Source organism: Dokdonella sp., from assembly GCF_036518555.1.
Classification (GTDB): domain Bacteria; phylum Pseudomonadota; class Gammaproteobacteria; order Xanthomonadales; family Rhodanobacteraceae; genus Dokdonella_A.
This window is the reverse complement of sequence record NZ_DATDMY010000072.1, coordinates 1-11,330: the sequence shown is the minus strand read 5'-3', so window position 1 is coordinate 11,330 and position 11,330 is coordinate 1. Positions and strand designations below refer to the sequence as shown.

Sequence of the window (11,330 nt, the reverse complement as noted above, 5' to 3'; positions counted from 1 at the left end):
GCGCCGCGCTCCCGGGGCCCGACCTCGCGCGCATCGCCGGGGCGCTCGCGACCGTCGGCGCGGACGCGCTCACGCGGGACTGGGTCGAGGACGCGATCGCGCGCGCGCCCGAGGACGCGACCTGCCTCGTCAACCGGGCGCTGCTGCGCAGCTACGCGGGCGACTTCGTCGGCGCGGGCGCCGACCTCGAACGCGTGATCGCCTCGCCCGCCGACCCTGCGATCGCGCACTGGCTGCTCGCGCGCCTGTCGCGCCAGCGACCCGACGCGAACCACGTCGAGCGATTGCGCGCGCGCATCGAAGGCGCCGACGCCGCCGATCGCGAATACCTGCAGTTCGCGCTGTTCAAGGAGCTCGACGACATCGGCGACCTCGACGGTGCCTGGGCCGCGCTCGACGAGGGCTGCCGGCTCGTCCGCGCGCGCGCGCCGTACGACCGTGCCGCGCACGAACGGTTGTTCGCTGCGATCGCGCGCACGTTCCCGCTCGACGGACCGTCGGCCGCGGTCCGCGCCGATGCGCCGCAGCCGATCTTCATCGTCGGCATGCATCGCTGCGGCAGCACGCTGCTCGAAAGCATGCTCGCCACGCACGACGCGGTGTATTGCTACGGCGAGTCGCAGCGTCTCAGCGGCGCGCTGCGCCACGCCGCCGACCACGCGTGCACTGCGTTGCTGGACGAAGCGCTCGTCGAGGCGGCGCCGCGGCTCGACCCTGCGCTCGTGCGCGACCGTTTCCCCGACGCGGGACGCCACCTCGTCGGCGACGCGCGCTTCGTGACCGAGAAGGCGCCGGGAAGCTTCCAGCTCGTCGGCTTCATCCGGCAGGCGTTGCCCGCGGCGAAGATCGTCCATCTGAGGCGCGAAGCGGTGGACCTGTGCTTCGCGAACCTGCGCGAACTGTTCGGCGACGGCGTCGCGCACGCGTACGCGCAGGACGACCTCGCCCATTACCACGGCCTCTACACCGGCCTGATGGCGCATTGGCACCGCGTCCATCCGGGCTTCGTGCTCGACGTCGACTACGAGGACCTCGTGCGCGACCCGCTCGGCACGTCGCAGCGCGTGTTCGAGTTCTGTGGGCTCGACTGGCATCCGCGCGTGGTCGAACCGGAGGCCTGGGCGAGCCGCTCGATCAATACCCTGAGCTCGGTGCAGGCGCGCCAGCCCGTGAACAGGTCGAGCGTCGGCCGCTGGAAGCGTTACGCGGACCGGCTGCAGCCGCTGCGCGACGCGCTGACGCGCGCGCCCGCGGGTTGAGCCGCGCCCCTTCGCAGCGCGCGCATTTGCGTTTATCGTCGGCGCTTTCGCGAACGAGGAGCCGTCGATGAGGTCGTCCGTTTCGCTGACACGCGCTTTCGCCGTCCTCGCCGCGTTCCTCGCCGCGCCGTCGGCACCCGCCGTGACGCCGCCGCTTGCACCCGACATCCCGAAGACGTTCGTCGCGCCGCGCGAGGACGCCGATTACGTGATGCGCGAGGAGATGATCCCGATGCGCGACGGCGTGCGCCTGCACACCGTCATCGTGATCCCGAAGGGGGCGCGGCACGCGCCGATCGTCCTCACGCGCACGCCGTACGACGCGAGCAAGCGCGCCGAGCGCAGCGTGAGTCCGCGCATGCTCGCCACGTTGCCGCTCGGCGACGAGGTGTTCGTCCGCGACGGCGGCTACATCCGCGTGTTCCAGGACGTGCGCGGCAAGTACAAGTCCGAAGGGGACTACGTGATGACGCGGCCGCTGCGCGGTCCGCTCAACGCCAGCAAGGTCGACCATTCGACCGACGCGTACGACACGATCGACTGGCTCGTGAAGCACGTGAAGGAGAGCAACGGCAGGGTCGGCATGATCGGCTCGTCGTACGAGGGCTTCACCGTGCTCATGGCGCTCGTGAATCCGCATCCCGCACTCAAGGTCGCGGTGCCGATGAGCCCGATGGTCGACGGCTGGAAGGGCGACGACTGGTTCCACAACGGCGCGTTCCGCCAGACCAATTTCGACTACATCTACGGCCAGACCGCGCGCAAGGCGGAGAGCCTATCGGTGCCGCGTGGCGCATTCGACGATTACGCGAATTTCCTGAAGTACGGTTCCGCCGGCGATTATGCGAAGCATTTCGGCTTCGACCAGCTCGGTTTCTGGAACAAGATCGCCGAGCATCCGGCCTACGACGCGTACTGGCAGGGCCAGGCGCTCGACCCGGTGATCGCCGCGCAGCCGTTGATCGTGCCGCGCATGATCGTCGCGAGCCTGTGGGACCAGGAGGACATGTACGGCGCGATCGCGACGTACGAGGCGACCGAGCCGAAGGACACCGGCAACGATCGCAACTTCCTCGTGCTCGGCCCGTGGCGCCACAGCGGCGTCAACTACGACGGCAGCGTGCTCGGCGCGCTGAAGTTCGACGGCGACACCGCGCTGCAGTTCCGTCGCGACGTCATGAAGCCGTTCCTCGATCGGTATCTCCTCGACACGTCCCTCAGGGATGGCGCGCCGAACGCGGACACGCCGCCGGTGTTCGTCTACGAAACCGGCACCAACCGCTGGCGGCGCGAGTCGCGCTGGCCGCTCGCGTGCGCAAAGGGTTGCCCGTCACCCTCGAAGCCGATCTACCTGCATGCGGGCGGCACGCTCGAATTCGCGCGCGCGGACGGCGACGCGTTCGACGAGTACGTATCCGATCCGGCCAAGCCGGTGCCGTACCAGCCGCGCCCCGTGCATTTCGCCGACAGCGATGCATGGCGGCGCTGGCTCGTCGTCGACCAGCGCTTCGTCGACGGCCGCCCGGACGTGCTCAGCTATGCGAGCGAACCGCTCACCGCGCCGGTGAGGATCGCCGGTGCGCCGGTCGTGAACCTGTTCGCCTCGACCAGCGGCAGCGACGGCGACTGGGTCGTCAAGCTCATCGACGTCTATCCCGACGAAGTGCCTTCGCAGCCCGAACTCGGCGGCTACGAGCTCGGCGTCGCGATGGACATCTTCCGCGGCCGCTACCGCGAGAGCCTGGAGCATCCGTCGCCGATCCCGCCGGGCACCGTGCAGTCGTACCGCTTCGCGCTGCCGAACGCGGACCACGTGTTCCTGCCCGGCCATCGCATCATGGTGCAGGTGCAGTCGAGCTGGTTCCCGCTGTACGACCGCAATCCCCAGACCTACGTGGACAACATCTTCCTGGCCAAGCCGGGTGACTACAGGAAGGCGACGCAGCGCGTGTACGTCGCGGGCGAGCAGGCGAGCTTCATCGACCTGCCGGTGGTCGCTGCGGAGTGAGCGGCGCTGTCGCCCGCGATTTCTGTAGGAGCGGCGGAAGCCGCGATGCTTTTCGAGGGCGGAAGGTCCGATCGCCGAAGAGCTATCGCGGCTTCCGCCGCTCCCACAGGAGATGCCGCCGGCCCCTGAGCCCCTGACATCGGAAGAATTTCATGGACGCCTTCAGCTATCTCTCCGTGCTGCTGTCGATCATCCTCGGCCTTGCGATCACGCAGGTGCTCAAGGGTTTCCGCGGCCTCATGCAGTCGCGCGCGCGGCTTCGCATGTACTGGCCGACGGTGGTCTGGGCGATCCTCGTGCTCGTGATCGCGGTGCAGTCGTGGTGGGCGATGTTCGACCTGCGCGACCACCGCGACTGGACCTTCCTCGCGTTTTCGATCGTGCTCGCGCAGACGATCGTCGTCTACCTGCTTGCCGCGCTCGTCCTGCCGGACTTCTTCGGCGAAACCGGCTTCGACCTGCGCGCCCACTACTACGATCACCATCGCTGGTTCTTCGCGCTGCTCGTTGCGCTGATCGGCGTCAGCATCGTCAAGGGCCGCTTCGTCTACGGCGAATGGCCGCTACCGCTCGATCTCGCCTACCACCTCGTATTCGCGACCACCGGCGTCGTCTGCGCGTACACGCGCCATGCGCGCTTCCACGAGGTCATGACCGTGGTCGGCGTAGTCAGCATCGGCAGCTACATCGCGATCCTGTTCACGCATCTCACCTGAAACCGGCGCGTGACGCCGTGACGAGGTCGGGATGGGGTGCAGCCGGTTGACGAGCGCGACGAGCGCGTAGCTCACGATCGGCAGCAGGAACCACGCGCCGAGCTTGCCGAAGCGCACGAGCGTCCAGCCGTGGGCCTGGTGCGGATAGGTCCAGGTGTGGTTCAGCGTGCCGAGGTTTCGCACGGAGCGGCGCGCGCATCCGCGCCGGCGCCCTCGAACGGTCGACAGGATGCCCGCATGCCGCTCCCTCCTCGCGTGCGAGGGCGGCTCCGGACTGTCGGGCAGCAGGCGACGATGTGGCTCGGCGATGGCCGCCGACCTGTCGTGCGCCGGCGCGTTCGAATCCGCGCGTTTCCGGCCGCGGGTTTCGCGATGCGCGCGCGCGCGTTACGCTCGCGCCGTCCGCCCTCGCCGGAATCCGACATGGCCGCGCACGCGTCGCCGAAACTCGCCGTCCTCATCGATGCGGACAATGCACAGCCTGCCGTGGTCGAGGGCCTGCTTGCCGAGATCGCGAAGTACGGCACCGCGACCGTCAAGCGCATCTACGGCGACTGGACCGGTCCCCAGCTCAAGGGCTGGAAGGAAGCGCTGCTCACCCACGCGATCCAGCCGATCCAGCAGTTCCGCTACACGACCGGCAAGAATGCAACGGATTCCGCGCTGATCATCGATGCGATGGACCTGCTCTACTCGGGCAAGCTCGGCGGCTTCTGCATCGTGTCGAGCGACAGCGACTTCACGCGCCTCGCCGCGCGCGTGCGCGAAGCCGGGCTCGTGGTCTACGGTTTCGGGGAAAAGAAGACGCCGGCGCCATTCGTGTCCGCGTGCGACAAGTTCATCTACACCGAGATCCTCGTCGCCAAGGGCGACGAGGCCGCGGCGCCGCAGCCGCGCAGCGCGAGCCAGCTCAAGCAGGACGCGCGCCTCGTGAACCTGCTGCGCAACGCGGTCGAAGCCGCCTCGGACGATTCGGGCTGGGCCTTCCTCGGCGCGATCGGTACCGTGATCGCCAAGCAGGCGCCTGAATTCGACGCGCGCAACTACGGCTACCAGAAGCTCAGCGAGCTCGTCGCCGCGAGCGGCCTGTTCGAGATAGAGAAGCGCAAGACCGGCGACGGTTCGACGACATCGATCTACGTGCGCCGAAGCGACAAGCGCATGCGGCGCGGCACCTGACGAGCGCCGCCGGGACCTAGGGGGACGACGCGGACCGCGTCGCCCGGGGTGTCGCAGGTGTGCGGACGCGGAGGGGCGGCGCACGCCGCCTGTTCATTCGTTGGCGGCGAACCGCAGGTCGCCGAGGTCGGCGTCGCCCTGGACGCGTTCGCGGCGCAGGCGCTCGATCTTCTCGCTCGTCGAGGGCTGAAGCGGCAGCAGCGAGCGCAGGCGGTCGAACAGGCCCGACGACTTGCGCGCGGCATGGCTGTCGGCACCGCGCGCGTTGCCATGGGCCGTGTGTGCCGGCAGTGGCAGGATGTAGTCGCCACCGGTGCGCAGCGCCCATTCCTCGACTTCACGTTGGGCCGAGCCGAGCGAGTCGTGCAGTTCGAGTTCGCGCGTGGGCATCGGGCGATCCCACCAGGTCAGGGCGTACTTGCCCGACCACGGGCCGGAAATCCCCGCGACCGCCTTGCTGCCGATATAGGCGACCGTGACGAGGCCGTCGTAACGCGTGCGCCACTGCAGGGCCCGGCCGGAGGCCGGCGCGACCGCCACCGGAGGGTTGCGGTCGGCGCAGAGCGTTTCGAAGGAATCCATCGTGGCGAGCATGTCGAGCCGTCGTTCGTCGTCTGATGGTGGGATCCAAGCAAGGGACATGCCACGCTCGGGCGCGGCGCCACAGGCGGGTTCCGCCGGGCGCGGCCGGGTGGAATTGCCACTCCTTGGCACTTTCGGCCGATGCGCAGTCGGTCACGGTTGCTAGAGTGCGTACGTGCTCCTACGTATGGGCCCCGGCGATCGATCGAGGAGAAGCCATGACACCGACCGCACTCGCTCCGGCGGGCTTCGCGATGCTGATCGTACTGATGCTGTATCGGCGCTTCCGCCGCCTGTTCGGCCGCCAGCCCGTGCAACCGGCGCGCATGAAGGTGCGCGTCGCATTCCTGTTCGCCGTGGGCGCGATGCTCATGCTGCGCGGCTCGCACGAATCGTCGATGGCGCTCGCGCTCACGCTCGGCTTCGCCGGCGGCGCGGCGCTCGCCTTGCTCGGCCTGCACCTGACCACGTTCGAGACGACGCCCGAGGGGCGCAGCTACACGCCGCACGGCGGCATCGGGCTCGTGCTTTCGGCCGTCCTGCTCGGCCGACTCGTCTACCGGGGATTCGTGCTCGCACCCGTGTTCGACGGCGCGCACGCGGGAAACGCCGCCGCATTCGCGTTGTTCCAGCGAAGTCCGCTCACGTTCGCACTGTTCGGCGTCGTGATCGCGTACTACGTCGCCTACTACGTCGGCATCCTGCTGCACGAATCGCGCGCATCGAGCGCGGCGTCCCGCGCGGGCGCCGCGCCATTGCCGCGGCAACCCGACGCGTAGCGCGGCTTGAGCGCGGCCGCGCAGGCCCCATCTACGCGCGATGCTCGATACCGAACGTTCCGAGGCGCCGATTCCCGAGCGCGAACCGACTGCCGTCGATGCGGCCGCCCTCGACGCGTACTCGCGCGTCGTCGCCGACACCGTCGACGCGTCGTCGTCGGCGGTCGTCGCGATCGGTGTGTCCGATCGCGTCGACGACGCCGGGCGGGCGCTGCCGGGCGGCGGCGGATCCGGCTTCCTGTTCACGCCCGACGGCCTCATCCTCACGAACTCGCACGTCGTGCATCGCGCGCGACGCATCGAGGTGACGACCACCGCGGGCCAGGCGTTCGCGGCCGACCTCATCGGCGAGGACCCGCACACCGACCTTGCCCTGCTGCGCGTCTCGTCGCCCAAACCGCTGCCGGTGCTGCCGCTCGGTTCCGCGCGCGCGCTGCGGGTCGGCCAGCTCGCGATCGCGATCGGCAACCCGCTCGGCTTCGCCTGCACGGTCACCGCAGGCGTGGTCAGCGCGCTCGGCCGCAGCCTGCGCGCGACCGGCGGTCGCCTCATCGAAGACGTGATCCAGACCGACGCCGCGCTCAATCCCGGCAACTCGGGCGGGCCCCTGCTCGATGCGAACGGGCGCGTGATCGGCGTCAATACCGCGATCATCGCCGGCGCGCAGGGGATCTGCTTCGCGACCTCGATCGACACGGCCAACCAGGTCGTGACCGAGCTCATGCGCCATGGGCGCGTGCGCCGCGCGTCGCTCGGCCTCGGTGCGCAGAACGTGCGCCTGCCGCGCCGCTACGTGCGCTGGTTCGAGCTCGCCTCCGACGCGGCGATCCGCGTCATGGAAGTCGCGTCCGGCAGCGCCGCGGCACGCGCGGGCATCGAAGTGGGCGACATCGTCGTCGCGTTCGACGGCACCGCGGTCGAAGGCATCGACGCGCTGCATCGCGTACTCGGCGCCGGCGCGATCGGCCGTGCGGCGATGATCCGCGTGCTGCGCCGCGACCGCTCGATCGACGTGCGCATCACGCCCGACGAGTTCGCGGGCTGACGCGCGGCCCCTCGTGCGCCGCGTGCGCATGCGACCTCCCGCACGTCGGGTGGCGAGGTGGCGCGTCACCGGGCGAGCACCTTCATCGACGAGCGTCTCGACGCCGGCGCCGCGAGCCCGCGAGGGACCCGGCGATCGTCATCGCGCAAGGAATCCGCCGCGTGGCCGGTCTGCAAGGCGAACCGTACCGGAGACCGCCATGCGCGTCCTGCTGCTCTGCTTCTCGATGTTGCTGTCGTCGACCGCCCTCGCCGCTGCGGATGCCGCGCGCGCGCTGCCGTGGGAAGGGAAGGGCGCCGACGGCACCGTGATCCGCTTCGATCCGGATCATCTGCAGCGCCCTGCGGTGCTCCTGTTCTGGGCGACGTGGTGCCCTTACTGCAAGGCGCTCATGCCGCACGTGCAGGCGGTCTACTCGGCTGCGGGCAAGGCGAATCTCGACGTCTACGCGATCGACATCAAGGACGATGGCGATCCGGTCGCCGAACTGCGCGAACGCGGCCAGACCTTCACGCTCGTGCGGGACGGCGATGCGATCGCCGAGCAGTACGGGATCAAGGGCACGCCGGGCCTGCTGCTCGTCGACCGCTCCGGCACCATCGTGTACCGCCGCGTCGGCGGCGACGCCCCCGACGCGGTCGAGGCGGCCCTGCGCGAGCGGCTCGGTGTACCGGCGGCCGCGATGCCGGCCTCGCCGATGCGCTGAGCTCGATGCGCATGATCGGCGGCGCGGTCGCGCGCGTCGATGCATCGCCGTGGCCGGGCCGCCCGCGCATGGCGCGTGCCGCCGCCCGCGGTGGGGTGGGGCCCGGTCACGCCACGTCGCAGCGTGCGGCGTGACTCGCGCGTCGCGCTCGACACGCATCGAATGCCCTCGTCATTCGGATGTCGCGGTCGCGCCCGCGGCGAGCCACGCGCGAGCGGTCGCCGCGGCGCTCGCGCGGATCCTCAACCCGGCGACTCGACGCGGATCGCGGTCTTCACCGAATTCGCGATGAAGCACCGCTCGTGCGCGGCCTCGTGCAGCGCCTCCACCTCGGCGGCGCCCGGCGGGCTGCCCGCGAACGCGATGCGCGGGCGCAGCACGACGTCGGTGATCGCCTGCCGCCCCGGCGCGACACGCGTCATCGTGCCGACCGCGTCGTCCGAGTAGGCGTCGACGACGAGCCCGCGTTCGGCGGCGAGCGAGAGGAACCAGAGCATGTGGCAGCTCGAGATCGCCGCGACGTACGCTTCCTCGGGATCGATCGCGCCCGCGTCCGACCACGGCGCGGGCACGACGTGCGGCGACGGCGACGCGGCGACGACGCTGCCGCCGTCGAAGCGCCACTCGTGGCGTCGCGAGTAGCGGCCGTCGGAGAAGCTCGCATCGCCGCGCTGCCAGGTGATCGTCGCCGTGTGCGTGCTCATGCGGACTCCGTCGTGGGCGGGAGGCGCATGCTAGCGCCGCGACGCGCGGCGCACGCGGGCCACTTCGCGCCCGGCCGGGGGAGCCACGCCGAATTGGCTCCGTCGATGCGACGCGCGGCGGCCGCCTGCGCGGCCCGCGCCGGCCCGCACACTGGCCTTCCCGTTCCCGCCCGAGAGGCCGTGATGCTCGAACTGCGCCCCCACTGCGAATGCTGCGGCAAGGACCTCGCGCCCGACGCCGAGGACGCGATGATCTGCTCGTTCGAATGCACGTTCTGTGCGGCGTGCGTCGCGCAGCGGCTCGGCCACGCCTGCCCGAACTGCGGTGGCGGACTCGAGCGCCGGCCGCGGCGTCCGGCGGCGATGCTCGCCAGGTACCCGGCCTCGACAGCGCGGCGCGCACTCGCCTGCGCGACATCGCCGTGATGCATCATCGCGCGGGTCCACGGCTCGCGCACGGCAGTCCGGCGACGGCGCGTGAGGCGCGCGCCGTGGGCAACGCCGGGCCCGGGCGAGAGCGCAATTGCGCCGGCCGCGGTTCGCCGCTGTAATGACGGGTTTCCGCGATCCGAATCCGAGGAGTTTCCGATGTCCGTCGTGCGCATGAGCGATCTCGACCTTGCCGGCAAGCGCGTGCTGATCCGCGAGGATCTCAACGTGCCGATCGACGCGGGCCGCATCACGTCGGAAACGCGCATCCTCGCCGCGTTGCCGACGCTGCGCCTCGCGCTCGACAAGGGCGCCGCGGTAATGGTCATGTCGCACCTCGGCCGGCCGAAAGAAGGGCAGTGGACCGCCGAGGATTCGCTCGCGCCGGTCGCCACGCGCCTCGGCGAGCTGCTCGGCCGGGAGGTGCCGCTCGTGCGCGACTGGCTCGACGGCGTCGAGGTCGCACCCGGCCAGCTCGTGCTGCTCGAGAACTGTCGCATGAACGTCGGCGAAGGCAAGGACGACGAGACGCTGTCGAAGAAGTACGCCGCGCTCTGCGACGTCTACGTGATGGACGCGTTCGGTACCGCGCACCGCGCGCAGGCCTCGACGCACGGTGCAATCCGCTTCGCGAAGGTCGCCGCGGGCGGTCCGCTGCTGATGGCCGAGCTCGACGCGCTCGCGAAGGCGCTCGAGCATCCGGCGCGCCCGCTGCTCGCGATCGTCGCGGGGTCCAAGGTATCGACCAAGCTCGCCCTGCTCGAAACGCTCGTCGGCAAGGTCGACCAGCTCATCGTCGGCGGCGGCATCGCCAACACGTTCATCGCCGCCGCGGGCCACCGCGTCGGCAGGTCGCTGGTCGAGCTCGACCTCGTCGACACGGCGAAGAAGATCATCGCGGCGGCGAAGGCGCGCGGCGCGGACGTGCCGGTGCCGACCGACGTCGTCGTCGCGCCCGAGTTCAAGGCGGACGCGCCGGCGACCGTGAAAGGCGTCGCCGACGTCGCCGACGGCGACATGATCCTCGACATCGGCCCGCAGACCGCGAAGCGCTACGCCGAGCTCGTCGCGAAGGCGGGCACGGTGGTCTGGAACGGCCCGGTCGGCGTGTTCGAGTTCGACGCGTTCGGCAAGGGCACCGAGACGCTCGCGCACGCGATCGCCGCGTCGAACGCGTTCTCGATCGCGGGCGGCGGCGACACGCTCGCGGCGATCGAGAAGTACGGGATCGCCGACCAGGTGTCCTACATCTCGACCGGCGGCGGCGCGTTCCTCGAGTTCCTCGAAGGCCAGGAACTGCCTGCCGTGGCCGCGCTGAAGGCGCGCGGCTGACGAGTTGTGCGCGCGGTCGCAAGCGCGGTGCGCGCGGCCTGCTAGGCTGCGCGTCCGTCCGACCGCGAACGACACCGAATGAAACGACGCTTCCTCGCGAGCCTCGCGCTCGCATGCGCGACCCCCGTCGTCGCGCAGGACCTGCTGCAGGGCACGCTCGAGCTGCGCTGGGGCGACCCCGACCCGGGCGCCGCGTCCGCGAGCCGCTTCGAGGCCGATCTCGTCGGCAGCGACGGCACGCGCCACGCGCTCGACACCGCGAGCGCGCTGCGCGCGGCGGGCAACCTGTACGCGCTCGCCGGGCGCGAGATCGCACTCTCGACGCAACCCGGGCCGTGGCCGGGCGGACGCGTGCGCGCCGAAGCGATCGTCGCGGCGGACGCGTCGATCGATGCGGCGACCGTGCCGCGCGTGAGCGGCAGCCAGCCGTGGGTCACGCTCGCGTGCAAATTCAGCGACGTCGCGGCGCAGCCGCACGACGTGCCGTACTTCAGCACGATGCTGTCGAACCAGACCGGGCGCCTCGACCACTACTGGCGCGAGGTGTCCTACGACAAGGCCGACGTCGCCGGCAGCGTCGCCTACGGCTGG

At 70.6% G+C, this 11,330-nt stretch carries 12 protein-coding genes and 1 pseudogene; 10 read left to right on the top strand and 3 right to left on the bottom strand.

The genetic code is table 11. From position 1 onward, the window contains the following. The 3 genes from VI238_RS04725 to VI238_RS04715 form a co-directional block, all read left to right on the top strand. A partial coding sequence (locus tag VI238_RS04725) for a sulfotransferase (RefSeq protein ID WP_331648987.1) occupies positions 1-1,259 on the top strand: 1,259 nt, incomplete at its 5' end. 67 nt (positions 1,260-1,326) lie between these two features. Further along, positions 1,327-3,267, top strand: a complete 1,941-nt coding sequence (locus tag VI238_RS04720) for a CocE/NonD family hydrolase (protein WP_331648984.1) — start codon at positions 1,327-1,329, stop codon at positions 3,265-3,267. A 152-nt stretch (positions 3,268-3,419) separates the two neighbouring features. Then, the gene (locus VI238_RS04715; RefSeq protein ID WP_331648982.1) at positions 3,420-3,983 is read left to right on the top strand and encodes a hypothetical protein; all 564 of its coding nucleotides are present in this window, start codon (positions 3,420-3,422) and stop codon (positions 3,981-3,983) included. A 78-nt stretch (positions 3,984-4,061) separates the two neighbouring features. Here VI238_RS04715 and VI238_RS18745 read toward each other — a convergent pair. Beyond that, positions 4,062-4,166: pseudogene (locus VI238_RS18745) on the bottom strand (DUF817 family protein); the annotation flags it as partial. A gap of 240 nt (positions 4,167-4,406) precedes the next feature. On the opposite strand from VI238_RS18745, the gene VI238_RS04710 reads away from it, so the two are divergent. Then, positions 4,407-5,162, top strand: coding sequence for an NYN domain-containing protein (locus tag VI238_RS04710; RefSeq protein ID WP_331648980.1), 756 nt, complete (start codon positions 4,407-4,409; stop codon positions 5,160-5,162). Between the two features lie 93 nt (positions 5,163-5,255). Here the strand turns inward: VI238_RS04710 and VI238_RS04705 are convergent, their stop codons facing one another. Beyond that, positions 5,256-5,756: a hypothetical protein gene (locus VI238_RS04705; protein WP_331648978.1), complete on the bottom strand. Its 501-nt coding sequence runs from the start codon at positions 5,754-5,756 to the stop codon at positions 5,256-5,258. A 206-nt stretch (positions 5,757-5,962) separates the two neighbouring features. Here VI238_RS04705 and VI238_RS04700 point away from each other — a divergent pair, with 206 nt between their 5' ends. From VI238_RS04700 to VI238_RS04690, 3 genes are all read left to right on the top strand, one after another. Further along, positions 5,963-6,523 (top strand): DUF1453 domain-containing protein, encoded by a 561-nt coding sequence (locus VI238_RS04700; protein ID WP_331648976.1) that lies wholly within the window; start codon positions 5,963-5,965, stop codon positions 6,521-6,523. 40 nt (positions 6,524-6,563) lie between these two features. Continuing rightward, a complete protein-coding gene (locus VI238_RS04695) occupies positions 6,564-7,568 on the top strand; it encodes a S1C family serine protease (protein WP_331648974.1) in 1,005 nt (334 codons plus the stop codon). Between the two features lie 199 nt (positions 7,569-7,767). Then, positions 7,768-8,274: a TlpA disulfide reductase family protein gene (locus tag VI238_RS04690; RefSeq protein WP_331648972.1), complete on the top strand. Its 507-nt coding sequence runs from the start codon at positions 7,768-7,770 to the stop codon at positions 8,272-8,274. 242 nt (positions 8,275-8,516) lie between these two features. Here the strand turns inward: VI238_RS04690 and VI238_RS04685 are convergent, their stop codons facing one another. Next, a complete protein-coding gene (locus VI238_RS04685) occupies positions 8,517-8,978 on the bottom strand; it encodes an OsmC family protein (protein ID WP_331648970.1) in 462 nt (153 codons plus the stop codon). 183 nt (positions 8,979-9,161) lie between these two features. Between VI238_RS04685 and VI238_RS04680 the strand changes: the two genes are divergently transcribed. The 3 genes from VI238_RS04680 to VI238_RS04670 form a co-directional block, all read left to right on the top strand. After that, on the top strand, positions 9,162-9,404 hold the full coding sequence (locus VI238_RS04680) for a DUF1272 domain-containing protein (RefSeq protein WP_331648968.1): 243 nt from the start codon (positions 9,162-9,164) through the stop codon (positions 9,402-9,404). A gap of 162 nt (positions 9,405-9,566) precedes the next feature. Next, positions 9,567-10,739, top strand: a complete 1,173-nt coding sequence (locus tag VI238_RS04675) for a phosphoglycerate kinase (RefSeq protein ID WP_331648965.1) — start codon at positions 9,567-9,569, stop codon at positions 10,737-10,739. Between the two features lie 78 nt (positions 10,740-10,817). Continuing rightward, positions 10,818-11,330 (top strand): hypothetical protein (locus VI238_RS04670; RefSeq protein WP_331648963.1); only part of this gene is annotated, 513 nt, incomplete at its 3' end.

What these genes read in the sequence shown, in the direction of transcription:
- VI238_RS04720 (WP_331648984.1), top strand. Translation starts at nt 1,327, where the DNA reads ATGAGGTCGTCCGTTTCGCTGACACGCGCTTTCGCCGTCCTCGCCGCG.
- VI238_RS04715 (WP_331648982.1), top strand. Translation starts at nt 3,420, where the DNA reads ATGGACGCCTTCAGCTATCTCTCCGTGCTGCTGTCGATCATCCTCGGC.
- VI238_RS04710 (WP_331648980.1), top strand. Translation starts at nt 4,407, where the DNA reads ATGGCCGCGCACGCGTCGCCGAAACTCGCCGTCCTCATCGATGCGGAC.
- VI238_RS04705 (WP_331648978.1), bottom strand. Translation starts at nt 5,756, where the DNA reads ATGCTCGCCACGATGGATTCCTTCGAAACGCTCTGCGCCGACCGCAAC.
- VI238_RS04700 (WP_331648976.1), top strand. Translation starts at nt 5,963, where the DNA reads ATGACACCGACCGCACTCGCTCCGGCGGGCTTCGCGATGCTGATCGTA.
- VI238_RS04695 (WP_331648974.1), top strand. Translation starts at nt 6,564, where the DNA reads ATGCTCGATACCGAACGTTCCGAGGCGCCGATTCCCGAGCGCGAACCG.
- VI238_RS04690 (WP_331648972.1), top strand. Translation starts at nt 7,768, where the DNA reads ATGCGCGTCCTGCTGCTCTGCTTCTCGATGTTGCTGTCGTCGACCGCC.
- VI238_RS04685 (WP_331648970.1), bottom strand. Translation starts at nt 8,978, where the DNA reads ATGAGCACGCACACGGCGACGATCACCTGGCAGCGCGGCGATGCGAGC.
- VI238_RS04680 (WP_331648968.1), top strand. Translation starts at nt 9,162, where the DNA reads ATGCTCGAACTGCGCCCCCACTGCGAATGCTGCGGCAAGGACCTCGCG.
- VI238_RS04675 (WP_331648965.1), top strand. Translation starts at nt 9,567, where the DNA reads ATGTCCGTCGTGCGCATGAGCGATCTCGACCTTGCCGGCAAGCGCGTG.